General features: G+C 73.5%; 20 protein-coding genes and 2 pseudogenes. 10 read left to right on the top strand and 12 right to left on the bottom strand.

Annotation, left to right across the window (positions count from 1 at the left end; all coding sequences use genetic code 11):
* Positions 1-15: 15 nt before the first annotated feature.
* The 5 genes and pseudogenes from DC008_RS08395 to DC008_RS35905 form a co-directional block, all read right to left on the bottom strand.
* On the bottom strand, positions 16-1,455 hold the full coding sequence (locus tag DC008_RS08395) for a lysine N(6)-hydroxylase/L-ornithine N(5)-oxygenase family protein (protein WP_108706409.1): 1,440 nt from the start codon (positions 1,453-1,455) through the stop codon (positions 16-18).
* Positions 1,452-2,825, bottom strand: a complete 1,374-nt coding sequence (locus DC008_RS08400) for a pyridoxal phosphate-dependent decarboxylase family protein (RefSeq protein ID WP_208645826.1) — start codon at positions 2,823-2,825, stop codon at positions 1,452-1,454. Before DC008_RS08400 ends, DC008_RS08395 begins: the two co-directional genes overlap by 4 nt.
* A gap of 190 nt (positions 2,826-3,015) precedes the next feature.
* Complete coding sequence (pepN, locus tag DC008_RS08405; protein ID WP_108706411.1) at positions 3,016-5,517, bottom strand: aminopeptidase N; 2,502 nt, start codon at positions 5,515-5,517, stop codon at positions 3,016-3,018.
* A gap of 126 nt (positions 5,518-5,643) precedes the next feature.
* A complete protein-coding gene (locus tag DC008_RS08410) occupies positions 5,644-6,009 on the bottom strand; it encodes a chorismate mutase (RefSeq protein WP_055621543.1) in 366 nt (121 codons plus the stop codon).
* Positions 6,010-6,020: 11 nt separating this feature from the next.
* A pseudogene (locus DC008_RS35905) lies at positions 6,021-6,140 on the bottom strand (AraC family transcriptional regulator); the annotation flags it as partial.
* Positions 6,141-6,143: 3 nt separating this feature from the next.
* Between DC008_RS35905 and DC008_RS08415 the strand changes: the two are divergent.
* Positions 6,144-7,064: pseudogene (locus DC008_RS08415) on the top strand (beta-galactosidase); the annotation flags it as partial.
* Here DC008_RS08415 and DC008_RS08420 read toward each other — a convergent pair.
* Complete coding sequence (locus tag DC008_RS08420; RefSeq protein WP_108706413.1) at positions 7,061-7,855, bottom strand: S1 family peptidase; 795 nt, start codon at positions 7,853-7,855, stop codon at positions 7,061-7,063. The pseudogene DC008_RS08415 and the gene DC008_RS08420 sit on opposite strands and share 4 nt — an antisense overlap.
* Before the next feature lie 159 nt (positions 7,856-8,014).
* On the opposite strand from DC008_RS08420, the gene DC008_RS08425 reads away from it, so the two are divergent.
* Positions 8,015-8,911, top strand: a complete 897-nt coding sequence (locus DC008_RS08425) for a hypothetical protein (protein WP_108706414.1) — start codon at positions 8,015-8,017, stop codon at positions 8,909-8,911.
* Between the two features lie 19 nt (positions 8,912-8,930).
* Here DC008_RS08425 and DC008_RS08430 read toward each other — a convergent pair whose 3' ends face one another.
* Both DC008_RS08430 and DC008_RS08435 read right to left on the bottom strand, forming a co-directional pair.
* Positions 8,931-9,836, bottom strand: coding sequence for an SDR family oxidoreductase (locus DC008_RS08430; RefSeq protein ID WP_108706415.1), 906 nt, complete (start codon positions 9,834-9,836; stop codon positions 8,931-8,933).
* A gap of 1 nt (position 9,837) precedes the next feature.
* Entirely contained in the window at positions 9,838-10,578 is a 741-nt protein-coding gene (locus DC008_RS08435) for an SDR family oxidoreductase (protein ID WP_108706416.1), read from the bottom strand.
* A 54-nt stretch (positions 10,579-10,632) separates the two neighbouring features.
* On the opposite strand from DC008_RS08435, the gene DC008_RS08440 reads away from it, so the two are divergent.
* From DC008_RS08440 to DC008_RS08455, 4 genes are read left to right on the top strand one after another with little or no spacing between them, the layout of a single operon-like run.
* Complete coding sequence (locus DC008_RS08440; RefSeq protein ID WP_108706417.1) at positions 10,633-11,400, top strand: enoyl-CoA hydratase family protein; 768 nt, start codon at positions 10,633-10,635, stop codon at positions 11,398-11,400.
* Positions 11,401-12,237, top strand: a complete 837-nt coding sequence (locus DC008_RS08445; protein WP_108706418.1) for a CoA transferase subunit A — start codon at positions 11,401-11,403, stop codon at positions 12,235-12,237. It begins immediately after the preceding gene.
* Complete coding sequence (locus DC008_RS08450) at positions 12,234-12,953, top strand: CoA-transferase subunit beta (protein ID WP_108706419.1); 720 nt, start codon at positions 12,234-12,236, stop codon at positions 12,951-12,953. Before DC008_RS08445 ends, DC008_RS08450 begins: the two co-directional genes overlap by 4 nt.
* Positions 12,953-13,999: an NAD(P)H-dependent flavin oxidoreductase gene (locus DC008_RS08455; protein ID WP_108706420.1), complete on the top strand. Its 1,047-nt coding sequence runs from the start codon at positions 12,953-12,955 to the stop codon at positions 13,997-13,999. The genes DC008_RS08450 and DC008_RS08455 overlap by 1 nt, the downstream gene beginning before the upstream one ends.
* A gap of 7 nt (positions 14,000-14,006) precedes the next feature.
* On the opposite strand, the gene DC008_RS08460 is transcribed toward DC008_RS08455, so the two are convergent.
* The 3 genes from DC008_RS08460 to DC008_RS08470 are packed head-to-tail and all read right to left on the bottom strand — an operon-like array spanning position 14,007 to position 16,610.
* Positions 14,007-15,164 (bottom strand): acetyl-CoA C-acetyltransferase, encoded by a 1,158-nt coding sequence (locus DC008_RS08460; protein ID WP_108706421.1) that lies wholly within the window; start codon positions 15,162-15,164, stop codon positions 14,007-14,009.
* 23 nt (positions 15,165-15,187) lie between these two features.
* Positions 15,188-15,802 carry a TetR/AcrR family transcriptional regulator gene (locus DC008_RS08465; protein WP_108706422.1) on the bottom strand — a complete coding sequence of 205 codons (615 nt, stop codon included), beginning with the start codon at positions 15,800-15,802 and terminating at the stop codon, positions 15,188-15,190.
* Positions 15,803-15,824: 22 nt separating this feature from the next.
* The gene (locus DC008_RS08470; protein ID WP_108706423.1) at positions 15,825-16,610 is read right to left on the bottom strand and encodes an SDR family oxidoreductase; all 786 of its coding nucleotides are present in this window, start codon (positions 16,608-16,610) and stop codon (positions 15,825-15,827) included.
* Positions 16,611-16,677: 67 nt separating this feature from the next.
* On the opposite strand from DC008_RS08470, the gene DC008_RS08475 reads away from it, so the two are divergent.
* Positions 16,678-17,811 (top strand): acyl-CoA dehydrogenase family protein, encoded by a 1,134-nt coding sequence (locus DC008_RS08475; RefSeq protein WP_382109217.1) that lies wholly within the window; start codon positions 16,678-16,680, stop codon positions 17,809-17,811.
* 101 nt (positions 17,812-17,912) lie between these two features.
* Positions 17,913-18,878 (top strand): acyl-CoA dehydrogenase family protein, encoded by a 966-nt coding sequence (locus DC008_RS08480; protein ID WP_108706425.1) that lies wholly within the window; start codon positions 17,913-17,915, stop codon positions 18,876-18,878.
* Positions 18,879-18,891: 13 nt separating this feature from the next.
* Here the strand turns inward: DC008_RS08480 and DC008_RS08485 are convergent, their stop codons facing one another.
* Complete coding sequence (locus DC008_RS08485; RefSeq protein ID WP_108706426.1) at positions 18,892-19,617, bottom strand: vWA domain-containing protein; 726 nt, start codon at positions 19,615-19,617, stop codon at positions 18,892-18,894.
* Between the two features lie 189 nt (positions 19,618-19,806).
* On the opposite strand from DC008_RS08485, the gene DC008_RS08490 reads away from it, so the two are divergent.
* Positions 19,807-20,745 (top strand): rhomboid family intramembrane serine protease, encoded by a 939-nt coding sequence (locus tag DC008_RS08490; RefSeq protein ID WP_108706427.1) that lies wholly within the window; start codon positions 19,807-19,809, stop codon positions 20,743-20,745.
* Positions 20,742-21,650 carry a chitosanase gene (locus DC008_RS08495; protein ID WP_108706428.1) on the top strand — a complete coding sequence of 303 codons (909 nt, stop codon included), beginning with the start codon at positions 20,742-20,744 and terminating at the stop codon, positions 21,648-21,650. Before DC008_RS08490 ends, DC008_RS08495 begins: the two co-directional genes overlap by 4 nt.
* Positions 21,651-21,733 lie beyond the last annotated feature (83 nt).

Raw genomic sequence — 21,733 nt, forward strand, 5'->3', positions numbered from 1 at the left:
CGGCGGCGGCCTGGGTCAGGAGCCCCGGATTCCCTCGGTGAGCGGTGTCAGTGCCTTCGGGCGGCGCGCTTCGGGGAGCCGGGGCTCCGGCTGTTCCAGGCCGAAGGTGGTGAAGGCGGTCCGGTCGGGCAGCGGGTAGGTCTCCTTGCCGGTGACGGCGTTGAGGATGGTGGCGCTGCGCCAGGCGGCGAGGCCGAGGTCGGGGGTGCCGACGCCGTGGGTGTGGCGTTCGGCGTTCTGGACGTAGACGTGGCAGCCGGAGCCGCTGACGGTGGGGTCCATGACGAGCCGGTAGGTGTCGTCGACGCGGGGGCGTTCCTTGGTGTCGCGGCGCAGGTAGGGGTCGAGTCCGGCGAGGAGGCGGTTGAGGGGGCGTTCGCGGTAGCCGGTGGCGAGGACGACGGCGTCGGTGGTGAGGCGGGTGCGGGCGTTCTGGTCGGGGTGCTCCAGATGGAGTTCGATCTTGGTGGTGGCGAGGCGTCCGGCGGTGCGGACGGCGACGCCGGGGGTGAGGACGGTGTCGGGCCAGCCGCCGTCGAGGGTGCGGCGGTAGAGCTCGTCGTGGATGGCGGCGAGGGTGTCGGCGTCGATGCCTTTGTGGAGCTGCCATTGGGAGGCGACGAGCTTGTCGCGGACGGGTTCGGCGAGGGCCTGGAAGTAGCGGGTGTAGTCGGGGGTGAAGTGCTCCAGGCCGAGCTTGGAGTACTCCATGGGGGCGAAGGACTCGGTGCGGCCGAGCCAGTGGAGCCGTTCGTGTCCGGCGGGCCTGTGGCGGAGCAGGTCGAGGAAGATCTCGGCGCCGGACTGTCCGGAGCCGACGACGGTGATGTGGCCGGCGGCGAGCAGGGTGTCGCGGTGGGTGAGGTAGTCGGCGGCGTGGACGACGGGGACGCCGGGTGCGTCGACGAGGGGTCTGAGGGTGTCGGGGACGTCGGGTTCGGTGCCGATGCCGACGACGATGTTGCGGGCGTGGGTGCGGCCGAGTTCCTCGATGCCGGTGCCGGGGTCGCGGCGGATGTGGTCGACCTCGAAGACGTCGCGTTCGGGGTTGAAGCGGACGGCGTCGACGTGGTGGCCGAAGTGCAGTCCGGGGAGGTTCTCGGCGACCCAGCGGCAGTAGGCGTCGTATTCGGCGCGCTGGATGTGGAAGCGCTCGGCGAAGTAGAAGGGGAAGAGCCGGTCGCGGCTGCGCAGGTGGTTGAGGAACGTCCAGGGGCTGGCGGGGTCGACGAGGGTGACGAGGTCGGCGAGGAAGGGGACCTGGATGCGGGCGCCGTCGAGGAGGAGGCCGGGGTGCCAGGAGAAGGCGGGGCGCTGTTCGTAGAAGACGGCGTCGACCTCGGCGAGGGGGTGGGCGAGGGCGGCGAGGGAGAGGTTGAAGGGGCCGATGCCGATGCCGACGAGGTCGCGGGGGGTGTCGGGTGCGGGGTGCCGGGGGTGGGACTGCGGGGTCATCCGGCGGTGTTTCCTTCCACCAGTTTCAGGAGGGCGGCCAGGGCGTCGGGGCGGGCCTGCGGGTTGAGCAGGGTGGTCTTGAGCCACAGACGCCCGTCGGCGTGGGCGCGGCCGAGGACGGCGCGGCCGTCGGTGAGGAGGTGCCGGCGTACGGCGGCGACGGCGGTGTCCGTGGCGTGCGCGGGCCGGAACAGGACCGTGCTGATGGTGGGCCGGTCGTAGAGGTCGAAGCCGGGGTGGCGGGCGACGAGGTCGGCGAACTCGGCGGCGCGGTCGCAGACCTGGTCGACGAGCCGGCCGAGTCCGTCGCGGCCGAGGGTGGCGAGGGTGACGGCGATCTTGAGGACGTCGGGGCGGCGGCTGGTGCGCAGGGAGCGGCCGAGCAGGTCGGGCAGGCCGGCGTCGGTGTCGTCGTCGGCGTTGAGGTAGTCGGCGCGGTGGTGGAGCGCCTGGAGGTCGGCGGGGTCGCGGGCGGCGAGGAGTCCGGCGGCGACGGGCTGCCAGCCGAGTTTGTGCAGGTCGAGGGTGACGGTGTGGGCGGCGTCGAGGCCGGTGAGCCGGTGGCGGTGCCGGGCGCTGAAGAGGAGGCCTCCGCCGTAGGCGGCGTCGATGTGGAGGCGGGCGCCGTGGGCGGCGCACAGGGCGGCGATCTCGGGGAGCGGGTCGATGAGTCCGGCGTCGGTGGTGCCGGCGGTGGCGGCGACGAGGTGGGGGCCGGGGAGGTGGGTGAGGGCCTCGTCGAGGGCGGCGGGGTCGAGGACTCCGGCGGGTGCGGGGACGGTGACGGGGTCGCTGAGTCCGAGCAGCCAGGCGGCGCGGGGCAGGGAGTGGTGGGCGTTGGCGCCGTGCAGGAGGCGGACGCCGGGACCCCGGGTCTCGCGGGCGAGGAGGACGGCGAGCTGGTTGGACTCGGTGCCGCCGGTGGTCATGAGGGCGTCGGGGCCGGCGGGCGGGGGGTGGATCTCGTGGGCGAGGGCGCGGGTGACCAGGGTTTCGAGTGCGGACGCGGCGGGGGCCTGGTCCCAGGAGTCCAGGGACGGGTTGAGGGCGCTCGCGGCGAGGTCGGCGGCGACGGCCACGGCGAGCGGCGGGCAGTGCAGGTGGGCGGCGCACAGCGGGTCGGCGGGGTCGGCGGAGCCTTCGGCGAGGGTGTGCACGAGGTCGCGGAGGGCGTCGGGGTCGCCGCGCTCGGGCAGTGCGTCGGGGAGGGCGGCGCGTACGCGGGCGGTGACGGCCCGGGGGCCGCCTGCGGGCAGCGGTCCGCCTCGGGCTCGGGCGCCCGCGTCGAGGGCGGTGAGCACGGTGTCGAGCAACGGCCGCAGGGCGTGGGGGCCTTCGGGGCCTGACGCGAGCGGCCAGGGCGTGCTCATCGGGTCCTCCGGGCGCACTGGACGAGAAGGGCCTCCAGCTTGGACCCGGTTGCCCGGATCCACCCGGAAAGCCCCCTGACCGGAACCCGAAAGGGGGTATTTACGTACGTCGAGCGCGTGTCCTACCCGCTGTCGCCCGTACGGCGGAGTAGGGGGCGCCGGCGGAACCGGCGCCCCCGCTCTCGGCGTCCTAGTCGCCTTGTGCTTCGCGGACGCGCAGGGCGCGGGCGAGGTCGTCGAGGTGGTCGGCGAGCCTGCGGCGCAGGGCCGGGGCGGGGTCGGCGTCCTTCAGGCATGCCTCGCCGAGGCTCAGGGTCTCGGTGTCGACGGCGTGCGCCGGGAAGGCGTGGCGGCCGGCGGCGTCGGCGATGGCGGGGCCGCGGCGGGCGGCGACGGCGGGCGCGTCCTGGAACCAGCGGGCCACGAACGGCCGTACCAGGTCGGCCTGTTCGGGCTGCCAGAAGCCCTGCGCGGTGGCGGTGAACAGGTAGTTGGACAGGTCGTCGGAGCCGAACATGGCGTCCCAGGCGCAGGCCTTGGAGTCCTCGCCGGGCAGGGCGGCCCGGCAGCGGGCGGCGCCTTCCTGGCCGGTGGCGCTGGGGTCGCGGTCGAGTTCGGCGGCGATGGCGTCCTCGTCGACGGCGCCGAGCACGGCGAGCCGGGCGAGGACGCGCCAGCGCAGGTCGGGGTCGAGCTCGGGTCCGCCGGGGACGGTGCCTTCGGCGAGCCAGGCGGCGATGGTGTCGGGGTGGGCGGCGGCGGAGATGAAGTGCCGTACCGCGATGAGCCGGAGGCCAGGGTGGTCGCCGTCCTCGGTACGGCGGATGATGTCCCGGCACAGCGAGGTGAGGGTGGTGAGGGCGGCGGGCCGTTCCTCGGGCCGCAGATACCGGTCGGCGATGTGCCCGGCGGCGAACGCGAGGACGCCTTGCACCAGTGCGAGGTCGGTCTCCTCGGGCAGGTGGGCGCCGGCGGTGGCCAGGTAGTCGGAGGGGGCCAGTTCGCCGTCGCGGACCATGTCCCGCAGGCTGTTCCAGACGACGGCGCGGGTGAGCGCGTCGGGGATGCCGGACAGGCCGCGGAGGACGGTCTCCAGGGAGGTGTCGTCGAGACGGATCTTGGCGTAGGTCAGGTCGAGGTCGTTGGGGACGACCAGGGCCGGGCGGGTGCCGGGGCGCGGCGCCGGTTCGGTGACGGGCACGTCGGTCTCGTACCGCTCGCGCAGGGTGAGGGTGCGTCCGTCGCTGAGGTCCCGGTCGTACACGCCGACGGTCACGCGGTGAGGGCGGCTGCCGGCGCGGTCCAGGGCGAGGGTCCACTCGCCGGGGACGGCGTCGACGGAGGCGCTGAGGGTGTCGACGCCGGTCGTGCGCAGCCACGCGTCCGCCCAGGCGTGGACGTCGCGTTCGGTGGCGGAGGCGAGGGAGTCGATGAAGTCGGCGAGGGTGGCGTTGCCGAACTTGTGCCGGGCGAAGTGGGTGTTGATGCCGGCGAGGAAGTCCTTCTCGCCGAGCCAGGTGACGAGCTGGCGGAGCGCGGAGGCGCCCTTGGCGTAGGAGATGCCGTCGAAGTTGAGCAGGGCGGAGGCGGTGTCGTCGACGTTCTCGGGGGCCACGGGGTGGGTGGTGGGCCGCTGGTCGGCGTCGTAGCCCCAGGCCTTGCGGGCGACGCCGAAGTCGGTCCAGGTGTCGCTGAAGCGGGTGGCCTCGCCGCAGATCTGGTAGCCCATGTACTCGGCGAAGGACTCGTTGAGCCAGATGTCGTCCCACCAGCGCAGGGTGACGAGGTCGCCGAACCACATGTGGGCCATCTCGTGGGCGATGACCATGGCGCGGGTCTGGCGTTCGGTGTCGGTGACGGCGGAGCGGTAGACGAACTCGTCGCGGAAGGTGACGAGGCCGGGGTTCTCCATGGCGCCGGCGTTGAACTCGGGGACGAACGCCTGGTCGTAGGAGTCGAAGGGGTAGGGCTCCTCGAACTTCTCGTGGAAGCGGTCGAAGCACTGCCGGGTGATCTCGAAGAGTTCGTCGGTGTCGGCGTCCAGGTAGGGGGCGAGGGAGCGCCGGCAGTGGATGCCGAAGGGCAGGCCGCGGTGCTCGGTGCGCGCGGAGTGCCAGGGTCCGGCGGCGGCGGCGACGAGGTAGGTGGAGATCAGCGGGGTGGTCGCGGCGCGCCAGCGGCCGTCGCCGAGGTGTTCGGTGACGCCGTTGGCGAGGACGGTCCAGCCGTCGGGGGCGGTGACGTCCAGGTCGAAGACGGCCTTGAGGTCGGGCTGGTCGAAGGCGGCGAAGACGCGCTGGACGTCGTCGAGGAACATCTGGGTGTAGACGTAGGTCTCGCCGTCGCTGGGGTCGGTGAAGCGGTGCATGCCCTCGCCGGTGCGGGAGTAGCGCATGGCGGCGTCGACGCGCAGTTCGTGCTCGCCGGCGGTGAGGCCCTTGAGGGGGAGGCGGTTGCCGTCCAGGGTCTCCGGGTCGAGGGGGATGCCGTCGAGGGTGACGGAGCGCAGGTGGGCCGGCTTGAGCTCGACGAAGGTGTCCGCGTCGGCGCGCGCGGTGAACGCGATGACGGTGTGCGAGTCGAAGGTGTCGTCCCCGGTGGTCAGATCGAGTGCGATCGAGTACCGGTGGACGTCGAGGAGCTGGGCACGGGTCTGCGCTTCGTCGCGCGTCAGTACGGACATGAACGACATGCTGCCTGATGCCGCCGGTCAGGCACAGAGGAGGCCCGGTAAGGGCGTGATGTCCGGTTCACCTGGGAGGGTGTGGGGCTGAGGGGGCGGAGCCGGTGCCGGATCGGGGGTGGCGCCGCCCCGCGGTCACTCCCCCGGGCCGGACGCGTCCGCGGCGGGTGCGGTGCCGTCGGTCGTGTCGACGGCGATGCTCTCGTGGTGCCGGATGACCTCGGCGATGATGAAGTTCAGGAACTTCTCGGCGAACGCGGGGTCGAGTTTGGCGTTCTCGGCGAGGGTGCGCAGCCGGGCGATCTGGCGGGCCTCGCGGGCCGGGTCGGCGGGCGGCAGCTGGTGGCGGGCCTTGAGGTGGCCGACCTGCTGGGTGCACTTGAACCGTTCGGCGAGCATGTGGACGACGGCCGCGTCGATGTTGTCGATGCTGTCGCGCAGCCGGGCGAGTTCCTCGCGGACGGCGGGGTCGACGGCGTCGGGGGACGTGTTGCTGGTCATGGGCGCCCAGCCTACGGGGCGGCCGGAGGGTCCGTTCGCCCGATCACGGGCGGATCGGCGGGGTCGGGGACCTGGTCGCTCCAGCCGCCGGGGACGGCGCGGCCCTGCTGGGCGCGGAAGCGGACCGGGGGCGTGGCGCCAACCGGGGCGGCGCGCTGCACGACGGGCCGCTGGAGCCGGACGTCACGTCGTACGACTACGACGCCCCGATCGACGAACGGGGCGCTCCGACCCCGAAGTTCTGGGCGTTCCGCGAGGTACTCGCCGGGTGTGCGGACGGCCCGCTGCCCGAACCGCCGCCCATGCCGGCGGTGTTGAGGGCCGATGCGGGGACGGAGTGGGCGGGCTGGGCGTCCCTGGTCGGGGTGCTGGAGGCGCTGGGCGGACCGGAGGTGATGGAGCCGGTGCCGCCCACGTTCGAGGACCTGGGCGTCGAGCGGGGCCTGGTGCGGTACGCGTTGGACGTGCCGGGGCCGCGGCGGCCGTACCCGCTGTCGGTGCGCGGGCTGCGGGACATGGCCGTGGTGTACGTCGACGGGGTGCGGGCGGGGACGCTGACCGGGGAGGACGCGGTCCTCGCGGAGCCGGTCGCCGGGCCCGCGCCTGTGGAGCTGTGGGTGGAGTCGCTGGGCCGGGTGAACTACGGGCCCCGGCTGGGCGAGGCCAAGGGGATCACCGGCGGCGTCCTGCACGAGCGGCAGTGTCTGCACGGCGTCCGCGCGCGGGGCCTGCGGCTGGAGGCGCTGGACGCGGCCGGGGCGGTGCGGGCGGTGGCGTCGGACGGGGTGCCCGGGGACGGTGCCCCGGGGCTGTACCGGGGCACCGTCGTGGTGCGGGGCGCCGGTGACGCCCGGCTGGAGCTGCCGGGGTGGACCCGCGGCTTCGTCTGGGTCGACGGCTTCTGCCTGGGCCGCTACTGGTCCGCGGGCCCCCAGCGTTCGCTGTACGTGCCCGGGCCGGTCCTGCGGGAGGGCGTCAACGACGTGTGGCTGCTGGAGCTGGAGGGCGCGGGACGCGATCCGCTCCTGCGGCCGGTGCGAGGTCCGGAGCTCTAAAGGGCGTTCGCCGCGCGGGCGATGTCCTTGGCGAAGTGGCTGACCTCGGTGTAGACGCCGGGCACGCCGGTGCGGGCGCAGCCGTCGCCCCAGCTGACGATGCCGGTCTGGATCCACTTGCCCCCGTCGTCCTTGCGGAACATGGGGCCGCCGGAGTCGCCCTGGCAGGTGTCGATGCCGCCGGACTGCCAGCCGGCGCACAGTTCCTCCTTCGACACCAGCCGGTTGCCGTAGTGGCGCTTGCAGACGCGGTCGGCGACGAAGGGGACGGTGGCCTTGCGGAGCTTGGTCGTGCCCGTGTTGGCCCCCTCCTTCATGTCACCCCATCCGGCGATCGTGAACATGCCGCGGTTGTAGCGGTCGGTGGTGGCGATCTTCAGCGTCGGCTTGTCGATCGGCCGGGCCAGCTTGATCAGCGCCCAGTCCTTGCCGGTGCCGTCGTAGCCGGTCGCGACCTTGACCTTGGTCGACCTGACCTTGATCGCGGAGGAGGAGGTCAGGTCGTTGACGCCGGCGGTGACGGTGATGCTCGTGTCGGGGCCGGACCCGTTCATGCAGTGGGCGGCGGTGAGGACCACGTCCTTCTTGTAGAGCGCCCCGCCGCAGCCCATGGAGAGGTGGACCATGAACGGGAACTCGTTCTGTGCGGCGGTCGTTCCACCGACGACGCGGGTGTCGGCGTGCGCGGAGAGGGGTTGCAGGGAGGCGACCGCGAGCGCGACGGCGCCCACCGCCGCGGCTCGGGTGGCCAGGGATATGCCGGTTCTCTTCGGCGGGCTCTGGGTCAACATACGTCCTTTCATGGCGTGTTGAGCGGCCCGCAGTATGAAGATCGACCGGGTGGTGTGGCAAGGACGGATCTCACGCCGGGGGTGTGGAACCTCGGCGGGGAAATCCCCCTCACTCCCCCGTAGAGTGGAATCGGGTTCGAGACGTCCAGGGGGTGCGGCGTGGCGAACGGCGGTCCGGTCGAGCACGGCTTTCCGCATCTTCAGACGGTGCGGGCGTCGATCACCGCGCTCTACCGGCGTCTGTCGTACGAGACGGTCCGGACCTTCGCGGCCAGCGTGGCCCCCGCCGACGTGGCGTTCGGCGACATGGACGATCTGCATCTGGGGGCGCAGCGGGTGGCGCGCGAGCTGGTGCGGCACTTCCGGCTGCCGGACGCGCGCCTGGTCGTCGGGTTCCGGGAGATGAGCCATGCGGCGAACGTCGAACTGACGGCGGGCCCCGAGTACTTCGTCGAGTTGAACGACCGCTTCCGTACACATCGGCGGGACATCGGGGCGGCGCTGGCGCACGAGGTGGCCCATGTGTATCTGCACCGGCTGGACCTGGCGTTCCCCGGCACCCGGGACAACGAGATCCTGACGGACACGGTGACCACGTATCTGGGCGCGGGCTGGCTGCTGCTGGACGCCTACCGGGAGGATGCCGCCTCCTCTCAGAAGCTGGGCTATCTGACCCCGGAGGAGTTCGGATACGTCCTGGCCAAGCGGTCCCTGCTGTTCGACGAGGACCCCTCGGTCTGGTTCACCAGCCCGCAGGCGTACACGGCGTACGGCAGGGGTCTGGCGCGGGCGCGGGAGGACGCGCGGCAGCCGCCGCTGACCGCCGCCGGGTGGGCGGGCCGTCGGCGGTACGCCCATGACCGGCGGCAGGCGCGGGACCATCGGGAGGGTGGGGCGCGGCCGGGTGTGGCGTACGCGTTCACGCCGGAGGAGCGGGGTCCGCTCGGGGTGTCGTTCCCCTGTCCGACGTGTCAGCAGCGGATCCGGGTGCCGGTGCGGGGGCGGGTCCGCGCGCGGTGCGGGCTGTGCCGGACGGTGCTGGAGTGCGACACCTGACAGCGGCCGCCGTTCCCGGTCACGTCCCGTACACGGGACGCGGAGGATGGGCCTCCTCCAACAGCTTCCGTGCCGTCTCCCCCGCCTCCTCGGGTGTCCAGCGGGCTCCCTTGTCGGCGGTGGGACCCGGCGCCCAGCCCTCCATGACGGTGATCCGGCCGCCCTCCGCCTCGAAGACGCGGCCGGTGACCCCGGTGCTCGCCGCCGAGCCCAGCCAGACGACCAGCGGGGAGACGTTCTCCGGGGCCATGGCGTCGAAGCCGGTGCCGGGGGCCGCCATCGCCTCGGCGAAGACGGCCTCGGTCATCCGGGTGCGGGCCGCCGGGGCGATCGCGTTGACCTGGACGCCGTAGCGGGCCAGCTCGGCGGCGGCGACGAGGGTGAGGGCCACGATCCCGGCCTTGGCGGCGCTGTAGGCGCCCTGCCCGACGGAGCCCAGCAGCCCGGCGCCACTGCTCGTGTTGACGATCCGGGCGGCCGGGGCCCGGCCCGCCTTGGTCTCCGCCCGCCAGTGCGCGGCGGCGTGCCGCAGCGGCAGGAAGTGGCCCCTGAGGTGGACGCGGACCACGGCGTCCCAGTCGTCCTCGCCGAGGTTGACCAGCATGCGGTCGCGCAGGAACCCGGCGTTGTTGACGAGCGTGTCGAGCCGCCCGTACGTCCGCAGGGCCGTGGTGACCAGGGACGCCGCGCCGTCGGCGGTGGCCACGTCGCCGGTGTGGGGGACGGCGTCGCCGCCCGCCGCGCGGATCTCGTCGGCGACGCGCCGCGCCGGGCCGTCGTCGCCGCGGGTGCCGTCGGGGCCGACGCCGAGGTCGTTGACGATGACGCGGGCGCCCTCGGCGGCGAACGCCAGCGCGTGGGCGCGGCCCAGGCCCCGGCCCGCGCCGGTGACGACGACGACCCGTTCCGTGCAGATCCCGCTCATGTCATGCCTCCTCGGTATCGGTGACGGCGTCCAGGAACGCGGGCCGCTCGCCGCCACCGTGCACGAGCAGGCTCGCACCGCTGATGTAGGCGGCGGCGGCGGAGGCGAGGAAGACGGCGGCCGCTCCGACGTCGGCCGGTTCGGCGAGGCGGCCCAGCGGGACGGTGCGGGCGACCCGGGCGACACCGCGCTCGTCTCCGTAGTGGTCACCCGACCGCTCGGTGCGGACCATGCCGACGACCAGCGTGTTGACGCGCACCCGCGGCGCCCACTCGACCGCCATGGACCGGGCGAGGCTCTCCAGTCCGGCCTTGGCGGCCCCGTACGCCGCCGAGCCGGGCGAGGGCCGGCCGCCGCTGACGCTGCCGATCATCACGACGGAGCCCCGCGTGCGCTCCAGATGCTCGTGGGCGGCCAGGGACGCGGTCAGCGGGGCGAGGAGGTTCAGCTCGATGACGCGCGCGTGGCGCTCGGCGCCGGCGTCGGTCAGCCGCCGGTAGGGGGTGCCGCCCGCGTTGTTGACGAGGACGTCCAGACGCGGGAGCGCTCCGAAGAAGTCCTGCACAGCGCTCGTGTCCCGCAGGTCCAGGGGCGTGAACTCGGTGCCGGGCAGCGGCATTTCTGGCGGCCTGCGGGCGCAGGTCAGCACCTGGGCGCCGGCCTCGGCGAAGGCCCGCGCGATGCCGGCGCCGACCCCGCGGGTGCCGCCGGTGACGACCACGACCTTCCCGTCCAGCCCCATGCCCCGCTACCCTCCACCTAACAAACGTTTGGTGGAAAGGTAGCTGATGCGGCCATGGGTGTCTCCACCTCGTCCCTGAAAGACGGGACGGATCCCGAGGGAATCGCCGTCGTCACGGTGGACTTCCCGCCGGTGAACGCCCTGCCGGTGGACGGCTGGTCGGCGCTGGCCGACGCCGTGCGCAGCGCGGGCCGCGACCGGGACGTCCGCTGTGTCGTCCTCACCGCCGAGGGACGCGGGTTCAACGCCGGGGTCGACATCAAGGAGCTCCAGCGCGGCGGCCACGACACGCTGATCGACGTCAACCACGCCTGCGCGGAGGCGTTCGCCGCGGTGTACGAGTGCCCGGTGCCGGTCGTGGCGGCGGTGCACGGCTTCTGCCTGGGCGGCGGCATCGGACTGGTGGGCAACGCGGACGCGATCGTGGCGAGCGAGGACGCCGTGTTCGGGCTGCCCGAGCTGGACCGGGGCGCGCTGGGCGCGGCGACCCATCTGGCCCGGCTGGTCCCGCAGCATCTGCTGCGCGCCCTGTACTACACGGCGCGCACGGCCACCGCGGCCGAGCTGCTCGCGCACGGCTCGGTGTGGCGGGTCGTGCCGCGCGCCGAACTGCCGTCGGCCGCCCTGGAGCTGGCGCGGGAGATCGCCGCGAAGGACGGGCGGCTGCTGCGCCTGGCCAAGGCCGCGCTCAACGGCATCGACCCGGTCGACGTGCGCCGCAGCTACCGCTTCGAGCAGGGCTTCACCTTCGAGGCGGGGCTCAGCGGGGTCGCCGAGCGGGTGCGGGCCGGCTTCGGGACGCGCGGGACGGAGGGGGCGTAGATGCCGGACAAGACGATGACCGCCGACGAGGCCGTCTCCCGGCTGCGGGACGGCATGACGGTCGGGATCGGCGGCTGGGGTTCGCGCCGCAAGCCGATGGCGCTGGTCAGGGCGCTGCTGCGGTCCGGGGTGACAGGCCTGACGGTCGTGTCGTACGGCGGCCCGGACGTCGGGATGCTGGCGGCGGCCGGCCGGATCCGCAGGCTCGTCGCCCCGTTCGCGACGCTGGACTCCATCCCCCTCGAACCGCACTTCCGCGCGGCGCGCGAACGCGGGGAGCTCGATCTGACGGAGGTCGACGAGGCGATGTTCCTGTGGGGGCTGCGGGCGGCGGCGAACCGGCTGCCGTTCCTGCCGGTGCGGGCCGGCCTCGGCTCCGACGTCATGCGGATCAACCCGGGCCTGCGGACGGTGACATCGCCGTACGACGACGGGGAGACGTTCGTGGCCATGCCCGCGCTGCGGCTCGACGCGGCCCTGGTGCACGTCAACCGCGCCGACCGGCGGGGCAACGGGCAGTATCTGGGCCCCGACCCGTACTTCGACGACCTGTTCTGCGAGGCGGCGGACACGGCGTACGTGTCCTGCGAACGGATCGTCGACACCGCCGAGTTGGCCAAGGGCGGGCCCCCGCAGTCGCTGCTGGTCAAACGGCACCGGGTCACGGGGGTCATCGAGGCGCCGGGCGGCGCGCACTTCACGTCCTGCGCCCCCGACTACGGCCGGGACGAGGAGTTCCAGCGGACATACGCGACCACACCGTGGCCGGAGTTCGCGGCCCGCTATCTCGGCGGCGACGAACAGGCGTACCGGGCGGCCGTGGGGAGGCGGCCATGACGGAGGTGACCCGTGCCGAGCACTGCGTGATCGCCTGCGCGGAGGAGTGGCGGGGCGACGGGGAGGTGCTGGCCAGTCCCATGGGGGTGATCCCGTCCGTCGGCGCCCGGCTGGCCCGGCTGACCTTCGCACCGGATCTGCTGCTGACCGACGGGGAGGCCCTGCTGGTCACGCCCGACGGCACGGTCGAGGGCTGGCTGCCGTACCGGCAGCACCTCACGCTGGTCACCGGCGGCCGCCGGCACGTGATGATGGGCGCGAGCCAGCTCGACCGGCACGGCAACCAGAACATCTCGTGCGTCGGCCCCTGGGAGCGGCCGAGTCGCCAGTTGCTCGGCGTGCGGGGAGCGCCGGTCAACACCCTGAACAACCCGACGAGTTACTGGGTGCCGCGGCATTCGCGGCGGGTCTTCGTGGAGCGGGTCGACTTGGTGTGCGGGGTGGGCAACGACCGTGCGGCCGGCGCCCGCTACCACTGTCTGCGGCGGGTGGTGTCCGACCTCGGTGTCTTCGACTTCGGCACACCCGACCGCACGATGCGGCTCGTCGCGGTGCACCCCGGCGTCACCGTGGAACAGGTGCGGGAGGCCACCTCGTTCGAGCCGGCCGTGGCGGACGAGGTGGCGGTGACGCGGGCACCCACCCCGGCCGAACTGCGGCTGATCCGCGAGGTCCTCGACCCGGGGAACGCCCGGGCGCGGGAGGTCGCCGGGTGATGGAGACGGCGCTGACCCGGCTGACCGGAGTGCGGCACCCGGTCGTGCAGACGGGGATGGGCTGGGTGGCGGGCCCGCGTCTGGTGGCGGCCACGGCGAACGCGGGGGCGCTGGGCATCCTGGCGTCGGCGACGATGACGGTGGACCGGCTGCGCGAGGCGGTACGCGAGGTCAGGTTTCGTACGGACGCGCCGTTCGGGGTGAATCTGCGGGCCGACGCCCCGGACGCCGGGGACCGGGCCGATGTCCTGATCGCGGAGGGGGTGCGGGTCGCCTCGTTCGCCCTCGCGCCCTCCCCGGAGCTGATCGCCCGGTTCAAGGAGGCGGGGGTGCTCGTCGTGCCCACGGTGGGGGCGCCGCGGCACGCCGAGAAGGTCGCCGGGTGGGGCGCGGACGCTGTGATCGTGCAGGGCGCGGAGGGCGGCGGGCACACCGGCGCGGTGGCGACGACGGTGCTGCTGCCACAGGTGGTCGACGCGGTGCGGATACCGGTCGTGGCGGCGGGCGGTTTCTTCGACGGGCGCGGACTGGTGGCGGCGCTGGCCTACGGGGCGGCCGGGGTGGCGATGGGGACGCGGTTCCTGCTGACGTCGGACTCGACGGTGCCGGACGCGGTGAAGGCCCGCTATCTGGCGGCCACGGTCGCCGATGTCACGGTCACCCGGGCCGTGGACGGTCTGCCGCACCGGATGCTGCGCACGGACCTGGTCGACGCGCTGGAGCGCTCCGGCCGGGTGCGGGCGCTGGCGCGGGCGGTCCGGGCGGCGGCCGGTTACCGGGCGCTGTCGGGCACCGGCTGGCGCCGGATGCTCCAGGAGGGCCGGGCGCTGCGGCACGGCAAGGATCTGACGTGGAGCCAGGTGCTGCTGGCCGCGAACACCCCGATGCTGCTGCGGGCGGCCATGGTGGACGGCCGTACGGATCTGGGGGTGATGGCCGCCGGGCAGGTCGCCGGGGTGATCGGCGACCTGCCGTCGTGCGCGGACCTCGTGGACCGGATCATGCGGGAGGCGGAGGAGGCGCGGGCAGGGGTGAGCGGGTACTGAGGTGCCGTCAGACCCGTTCGATGACGGTGACGTTGGCCTGTCCTCCGCCCTCGCACATGGTCTGCAGCCCGAACCGGCCGCCCGTACGCTCCAGTTCGTGCAGGAGGGTCGTCATGAGCCGTACGCCGGTGGCGCCCAGCGGATGCCCGAGCGCGATGGCGCCGCCGTTGACGTTGACGCGGTCGGGGTCGGCGCCGGTCTCCTTCAGCCAGGCCAGGACGACCGGGGCGAACGCCTCGTTGATCTCCACGAGGTCGATGGCGTCGATCGGCAGCCCTGTCTTCTTCAGCGCGTGGGCGGTGGCGGGGATCGGCGCGGTGAGCATCCGGATGGGGTCCTCCCCGCGCACCGACAGATGGTGCACCCGCGCCCTGGGTATGAGGCCGTGCTCGCGCACCGCCCGTTCGGAGGCCAGCAGCATCGCCGCCGCGCCGTCGGACACCTGCGAGGAGCAGGCGGCGGTGATCGTGCCCCCGTCGAGGACCGGCCGCAGCGCGGCCATCTTCTCCAGCGAGGTGTCCCGGCGGGGCCCCTCGTCCACGGCGACCGGCCCGTACGGCACGATCTCCCGCTCGAAGCGGCCCTCGTCGACGGCCCGCAGCGCCCGCCGGTGCGAGCGCAGCGCGAACTCCTCCTGTTCGCGCCGCCCGATGCGCCACTTCGCGGCGATCGTCTCCGCCCCGACGAACTGGTTGACGGGCTTCGTCCCGTACCGGGCGCGCCAGCCCTCGCTGCCCGCGAAGGGGCCCTCGGTCAGGCCCAGCGGCTCGGCGGCCTGCCGGGTGGCGAAGGCGATGGGGATCATCGACATGTTCTGCACGCCGCCCGCGACCACCAGGTCCTGGGTGCCGGACAGCACGGCCTGCGCGGCGAAGTGCACGGCCTGCTGCGAGGAGCCGCACTGCCGGTCCACGGTGACGCCCGGCACCTCCTCGGGCAGTCCGGCCGCCAGCCAGCAGGTCCGCGCGATGTCGCCGGCCTGCGGACCGACGGCGTCCAGACAGCCGAAGACGACGTCCTCGACGGCGGCCGGGTCGACGTCGACACGTGCGATCAGGGCTTTCAGGACGTGGGCGCCCAGGTCGGCGGGGTGGACCGCGCCGAGTCCTCCTCCGCGCCGCCCGACGGGCGTACGGACCGCTTCGACGATGTAGGCCTCGGCCATGGCGACTCCCTGCCACCTAGGGGTTATCGGCGTACGGCGATCCCGTCCAGCACCATCGACAGGTACTGCCGGGCGATCTCCTCGGGGCTGTGCTGTCCGCCGGGCCGGTACCAGGACGCGGCGACCCACACGGTGTCGCGGACGAACCGGTAGGTCAGCCGGACGTCGAGGTCGGGCCGGAACACGTCGGCGGCGACGCCGCGCTCGAGCGTCGACAGCCACGCCTTCTCGAACCGGCGCTGCGAGTCGGCGAGGAAGGCGAACCGCTCCTGCGCGGCGAGCTGCCTGTTCTCCTTCTGGTAGATCGCGACGGCGGCCCGGTGCCGGTCGATCTCCCGGAACGACTCGGTGACGAGCGCCTCCAGCGTCTCGCGCGGGCCCAGCCCGGACTCCAGGACGGCGTCGTAGCCGGCCCACAGCTCGTCGAGGAAGGTCCGCAGGATCTCCTCGAGCATCGACTCCTTGGAGTCGAAGTGGTAGTAGAGGCTGCCCGCGAGCATGCCGGCGTGGTCGGCGATGGTGCGGACGGTCGTGGCGTTGTAGCCCTGTTCGGCGAACACCTCGGCGGCGGTGTCGAGGAGTTCACGGCGTCGGGCGGCCGCGGCGGTCACCTGGGGTTCCTTCTTCTTGGTCGGCACCGGTCCATTGTCCTGGGTCGATCTAGGGGTGCCGGCTGCTGACGGAGACGGTCTCCCCGGTCATGTACGAGGAGTAGTCCGACGCGAGGAAGACGATCACGTTGGCCACCTCCCAGGGTTCGGCGGCCCGCCCGAACGCCTCGCGCGCGGTCAGCTCCTCCAGCAGTTCGGGCGTCGTCACCCGGGCGAGGTGCGGGTGCAGGGCGAGGCTGGGCGCCACCGCGTTGACCCGCACCCCGTAGGCGGCGGCCTCGACCGCGGCGCACCGGGTCAGCGCCATCACCCCGGCCTTGGCGGCGGCGTAGTGGGCCTGCCCGGCCTGGGCGCGCCAGCCGACGACGGAGGCGTTGTTGACGATGACACCGCCGCCGGTCGCGCGCATCCGGCGCAGGGCGGCCCGGGTGCAGCGGAAGGTGCCGCCGAGGGTGACGTCGAGGACGCGCGTCCACTGCTCGTCGGTCATGTCGACCAGGGGTGCGGTGCCGCCGAGCCCGGCGTTGTTGACGACGATGTCCAGCCGGCCGTGCTCGCGCTCCGCGGTGTCGAACAGGTCGCGCACCCGGGTCTCGTCGGTGACGTCGCACGCCGTGGACGTCACCGCGTCCCCGAACTCCGCCGCCAGCTCGGCCTGGTGGTCCTTGAGCCGCCGGGTGTGCGGGTCGCTGATCAGGACCCGGGCGCCCTCCTCGAGGAGCCGGCGGGCGGTCGCGCCGCCGATGCCGGCGCCCGCCGCCGCGGTGACGACGGCCGTGCGCCCGCGGAGCAGTCCGTGCCCGGGAACGTACGCCGGTGCCTCGACGGGTGTCATGGCAGCACGCTAACCTACCAAACACTTGTTAGGGAAGCCGTCCGGAGGGGGACCGGCCGTGGACCTCATGCACTCCGCCGCCGACGAGGCGTTCCGCGCCGAGGCCCGCGCCTGGCTGCGCGCACATGTGCCGGCCGAACCGCCGCCCTCGCTGGAGACCGAGGAGGGCTTCGCCGCGCACCGCGCCTGGGAGGCCGAACTGGCCGCCGATCGCTGGTCGGTCGTCGACTGGCCGGCCCGGTACGGCGGCCGGGACGCCGGCCTGGTGCGATGGCTGCTGTTCGAGGAGGAGTACTACGCGGCGGGGGCGCCGGGCCGCGTCGGACAGAACGGCGTCAGTCTGCTCGCCCCGACGCTCCTCGCGCACGGCACCGAGGAGCAGCGCGCGCGGGTGCTGCCGCCCATGGCCACCGGGGAGGTGGTCTGGGCGCAGGCGTGGTCGGAGCCGGAGGCCGGTTCGGACCTGGCCTCCCTGCGGTCGCGGGCCGTGCGGGTGTCCGGCGGCTGGCTGCTGTCGGGGCAGAAGACGTGGTCGTCGCGGGCGGCGTTCGCTGACCGCGCGTTCGGGCTGTTCCGCTGCGACCCGGACGCGGAGCGGCCCCATCTGGGCCTGATCTACCTGATGTTCGGCCTGCGGGCCCCGGGTGTCACGGTCCGTGCGATCGCCCGGCTCGACGGCAGACCGGCCTTCGCCGAGCTGTTCCTGGACGAGGTGTTCGTGCCGGACGCCGACGTGATCGGGGAGCCCGGCGACGGCTGGCGGATCGCGATGGCGGCGGCGGGCAACGAACGCGGGCTGATGCTGCGCTCCCCCGGCCGCTTCCTCGCGGGCGCGGACCGGCTCCACCGGCTGTGGCGGGCACGGGGCGAGCCGGAGAGCGCGCGGGCCCGGGTCGCCGACGCGCTGATCGGGGCCCGCGCCTACCAGTTGTTCGCGTGGGCGGCTGCGTCCCGGCTGGCGGAGGGCGGGTCGCTCGGCCCGGAGTCCAGCATGAACAAGGTGTTCTGGTCGGAGTACGACATCGCGCTGCAGGAGACGGCCCTGGATCTGCTCGGCCCGGAGGGCGAGGCGGCGGACACCGAGTGGGCGGAGCGGTACGTCTTCGCGCTGGCCGGACCGCTGTACGCGGGCACGAACGAGATCCAGCGGGACATCGTCGCGGAACGGCTGCTGGGTCTGCCGAAGGGACGCCGAGGATGAAACTCCCGCACGGGCTGCCGAGAGGGTGCCTGCGATGAGTTCCCTGCGGGAGGAGCGCCGCCGATGAGGTCCCTGCCCGTTCTGCCGAAGGAGCGCCGCCGATGAGATTCCTTCTCGACGCCGAGCAGCGGGCCTTCACCGGCTCGCTGGACAAGATGCTGACGGCGGCGGACACCCCGGCGGTCGTCCGCGCCTGGAGCCGGGGCGTGCACGCGGCGGGCCGTGCGCTGTGGTCCCGGATCGCCGAGGCGGGCGTGTTCGCGCTGGCGGTCCCCGGGTCCCGCGGCGGGCTGGGCCCCCTCCCCGTGGAACTCGCCGCCGCCTTCGTGGAGTTGGGTCGGCACGCCGTACCGGGCCCCCTCGTGGAGACGGCCACGGCGGCCGTACTGCTGGCGGGGCTGCCCGAGCCCGGTCCCGCCGGGCGGCTGGTGCCGGCGCTGCTGTCGGGCGAGGCCCTGGCGACGGTGGCGTGGACGGCGCCGTACGCGCTGGACGGGGACACGGCCGACGTCCGGCTCACGGTCACCGGCGAGGGGCTGCGCCTCGCCCCCGGGCACGGCCCGGTGCGCCCCTCCCTGGACCCGGCCCGCCGTCTCACCCCGCTCGACCCCGGAGGGGAGCTGCTCCTGACCGGTCCGCCCCCGGCGCGGGCCCTCGTGTACGCCCGGCTGTGCACCGCCGCGCAGGCCCTCGGCGTCGGGGAGGCCCTGCTGGACCGGACGGTCACCTACGTCCGGCAGCGCACCCAGTTCGGCGTCCCGGTCGGCTCGTTCCAGGCCGTGAAGCACCGGCTGGCCGACGCCAAGACAGGGCTGGAGTTCGCCCGGCCCCTGCTCTTCGGGGCCGCCCTCACCCTGGACCCGGCGGACGTCGCCGCCGCCAAGGTCGCCGCCGGTGAGGCCGCGTACGCCACCGCCCGCGCCGCCCTCCAGGCGCACGGCGCGATCGGCTACACCGCCGAGTACGACCTGTCGCTGTGGCTGACCAAGGCCCGGGTGCTGCGCGCCGCCTGGGGCGACCCGGACAGCTGCCGGACCGAGGTGCTGCGCGGCGCGGGCCGCCGGTGAGCGCCGGCCGTGCTCAGGCCGACGGCACGATGCCCCGCGTCCGCGCGGCCGCCAGCCACTGCGGGAACTCCGCGACGAGGCGGTCGTAGAGCTCGGTGTCCGGCATCGCGGACGGGTCGGAGCCGGCGTGGAAGAAGCCGGCGTTGTCGACGACCCGCTTGTCCGGCACCGGCAGCTCGTCGAGCCGGCGCAGGAAGTCGAACTGCTTGCTGCCCCGGTCGCCGAACCCGATGAACTGCCAGAACAGCGGCAGCCGCGCCGCCTTGCACAGATACCGCTCGGCGGCGAGCCGGTTGATGGGCCCGCCGTCGGTCTGGAACACCACGAGGGCGGGGTCCTTCGAGCCGCTGTCCAGGTAGTGGTCGATGACGGCGTCCATGGCCAGGTGGTAGCTGGTCTTGCCCATGTGCCCGAGTCCGGACACGATCCGCTCGATCCGGCCCTCGTGCCCGTCCAGCGCGATGTCGGTGACGGCGTCGACGTCCGTGGAGAAGAAGACGACCGGGACCCTGCCGTCGTCGTCCAGATGCGCCGACAGCCCGAGCACCCGGTCGGCGAGCGCCTGCACACTGCCGTCCTTGTAGTACGGCTTCATCGAGCCGGAGTAGTCGACCACCAGGTAGACGGCGGCCCGTGCCTCGTCCAGCCCGTGCTTGCGCAGCGACACCCCGGCGCTGCGGTACACGCCGGCCAGCGCGGGCGCGGTCTCCTCCACCTTGCTCAGACTGATCGCGGCCATTCCCCATCCCCCTCGTACGGCATCCCGGGCCCCCTCGTACGGCACCCCGGCGGCCGACCCTACGGCACACCTGTCCCGCTCTTCCCTTCCGTTCTGTACCGGCATTCGATTTCGGCACCGGGGTTCGATATTTTGTTCGCCGCCGTCCCCACCGGCTCACCGTTCATTCGATCCTCCAGGGAGCCGGCAGTGGAGCCCGAGTCCACCGACGCAGCCGTCACCACGTGCTACCGCCACCCCAAGGTGGAGTCGCATGTGCGCTGCACGCGCTGCGAGCGCTACATCTGCCCGTCCTGTATGCGGGAGGCGGCCGTCGGGCACCAGTGCGTGGAGTGCGTGAAGGAGGGGGCACGCTCGGTCCGGCAGGCCCGCACGCTCGTCGGCGGGCGGGTCACGACGACCCCGCTGGTGACGTCGGTCCTCATCGGCCTGAACGTGCTCGCGTATCTGGCCGAGCTGGCCCGCCCCGAGCTGGTCGACCGGTTCGCGATGCTCTCCGCCCGGCTGATCGGACCGGACGGCGGCTTCTACATCTACCGGCCCGGGTACCCGTCCGGCTTCGAGCCGTCCGGTCTGGTCGCCGGGGAGTGGGAGCGGTTGCTCACCAGCGGCTTCCTCCACATGCCGCCGACCGAGGGCACCTTCGGGCTGCTGCACATCGTGCTGAACATGGTCGCGCTGTGGCAGCTCGGCCGGGCCGTGGAGCCCATGCTGGGCCGGCTGCGGTTCGTCGCGCTGTATCTGCTGGCGACGCTGGGCGGCTCGGTGTTCGAGCTGATGCTCACCGACGTGAACGTGGAGTCGCTGGGCGCGTCCGGCGCGATCTTCGGGCTGGGCGCCGCCTACTACGTCCTGGCCCGCAGGATCGGCGCGGACATGCGGGCCGTCAACCGGTTCATGGTGTTCCTGATGCTGTGGCTGGTGCTGTCGGCGGGTCTGACGTCCTGGCAGGGGCATCTGGGCGGCCTGCTGACGGGTGCGGCGGTGACCGCCGCCTTCGCCTACGCCCCGCGCGGGCCGCGGCAGGCCCTGATCCAGGCGGCCGCGTGCGCGGGCGTCCTCGCACTGCTGGCCATGGCCGCGTTCGCCAAGGTCTCCGAACTGACCGGTGGAGGGATACCCCAGTGAAGCGCTCCGGCATCCTGATCTTCGCGGCGGCGCCGCTGGCGCTCACCGCGGCGGCGTACTTCCTCATGCCGACCGACTCCGCCGAGGGCCCGGCCGGGCCGGCCGTCACGAACAGCCGGGACGACGCGCGGCAGGAGGCCAAGTCCCGGGCGGAGGACGAGCGTTCGGCGGACGACGAGCTGATCGCGTCCCGGCCGCCGGGCCTCGCCGCGCCGGCCATGAGGACACTGGCCCAGCAACTGGTGTCGAGCGCCGAGAACTCCACCCTGAACTGGCGCGGCACCTTCGGCTACATCGAGGACATCGGCGACGGCCAGGGCTACACGGCGGGCATCATCGGCTTCTGCACCGGCACCGACGACCTGCTCACCCTGGTCGAGCGCTACACCGCCGACCACCCGGACAACGGGCTCGCGACGTACCTGCCGGCGCTGCGCGAGGTCAACGGCACCGACTCGCACGAGGGCCTGGACCCCGGCTTCACCGAGGCGTGGAAGGCGGAGGCCCGCAAACCCGAGTTCCAGCAGGCGCAGCTCGCCGAACGGGACCGCGCCTACTTCGAACCGGCGGTACGCCTGGCCAAGCTCGACGGCCTGGGCACGCTCGGCCAGTTCATCTACTTCGACGCGATGGTCTTCCACGGCCCCGGTATCGACGACGACGGCTTCTACGTGCTGCGCGAACGCGCCCAGCGCGAGGCGGACACCCCCGCCCAGGGCGGCTCGGAGAAGGCGTACCTGGACATCTTCCTGGACATCCGCCGCGCCGCCATGAAGGACAAGCGCCCCGGCATCGACACCAGCCGCATCGACACGGCCCAGCGCCAGTTCCTCTACGACGGAAACCTCGCCCTGAAGCCCCCACTGCAGTGGAAGGTCTACGGCGAGACGTACCGGCTGCCGTAAAGCCACGGGCATGCCGACGGCGCCTGCCCGTTCGTCCGGTCGGGGACGAGGCAGACGCCGTCTCGGGGGGTCCGGGGGAAGCC

It is taken from the genome of Streptomyces nigra (assembly GCF_003074055.1).
Classification (GTDB): Bacteria; Actinomycetota; Actinomycetes; order Streptomycetales; family Streptomycetaceae; genus Streptomyces; species Streptomyces nigra.

Bases quoted from the DNA above. Each gene is read 5' to 3' on its own strand.
- DC008_RS08395 (WP_108706409.1), bottom strand. From the start codon at position 1,455: ATGACCCCGCAGTCCCACCCCCGGCACCCCGCACCCGACACCCCCCGC.
- DC008_RS08400 (WP_208645826.1), bottom strand. From the start codon at position 2,825: ATGAGCACGCCCTGGCCGCTCGCGTCAGGCCCCGAAGGCCCCCACGCC.
- pepN (WP_108706411.1), bottom strand. From the start codon at position 5,517: ATGTCGTTCATGTCCGTACTGACGCGCGACGAAGCGCAGACCCGTGCC.
- DC008_RS08410 (WP_055621543.1), bottom strand. From the start codon at position 6,009: ATGACCAGCAACACGTCCCCCGACGCCGTCGACCCCGCCGTCCGCGAG.
- DC008_RS08420 (WP_108706413.1), bottom strand. From the start codon at position 7,855: ATGTTGACCCAGAGCCCGCCGAAGAGAACCGGCATATCCCTGGCCACC.
- DC008_RS08430 (WP_108706415.1), bottom strand. From the start codon at position 9,836: ATGAGCGGGATCTGCACGGAACGGGTCGTCGTCGTCACCGGCGCGGGC.
- DC008_RS08435 (WP_108706416.1), bottom strand. From the start codon at position 10,578: ATGGGGCTGGACGGGAAGGTCGTGGTCGTCACCGGCGGCACCCGCGGG.
- DC008_RS08440 (WP_108706417.1), top strand. From the start codon at position 10,633: ATGGGTGTCTCCACCTCGTCCCTGAAAGACGGGACGGATCCCGAGGGA.
- DC008_RS08445 (WP_108706418.1), top strand. From the start codon at position 11,401: ATGCCGGACAAGACGATGACCGCCGACGAGGCCGTCTCCCGGCTGCGG.
- DC008_RS08450 (WP_108706419.1), top strand. From the start codon at position 12,234: ATGACGGAGGTGACCCGTGCCGAGCACTGCGTGATCGCCTGCGCGGAG.
- DC008_RS08455 (WP_108706420.1), top strand. From the start codon at position 12,953: ATGGAGACGGCGCTGACCCGGCTGACCGGAGTGCGGCACCCGGTCGTG.
- DC008_RS08460 (WP_108706421.1), bottom strand. From the start codon at position 15,164: ATGGCCGAGGCCTACATCGTCGAAGCGGTCCGTACGCCCGTCGGGCGG.
- DC008_RS08470 (WP_108706423.1), bottom strand. From the start codon at position 16,610: ATGACACCCGTCGAGGCACCGGCGTACGTTCCCGGGCACGGACTGCTC.
- DC008_RS08475 (WP_382109217.1), top strand. From the start codon at position 16,678: ATGCACTCCGCCGCCGACGAGGCGTTCCGCGCCGAGGCCCGCGCCTGG.
- DC008_RS08480 (WP_108706425.1), top strand. From the start codon at position 17,913: ATGAGATTCCTTCTCGACGCCGAGCAGCGGGCCTTCACCGGCTCGCTG.
- DC008_RS08485 (WP_108706426.1), bottom strand. From the start codon at position 19,617: ATGGCCGCGATCAGTCTGAGCAAGGTGGAGGAGACCGCGCCCGCGCTG.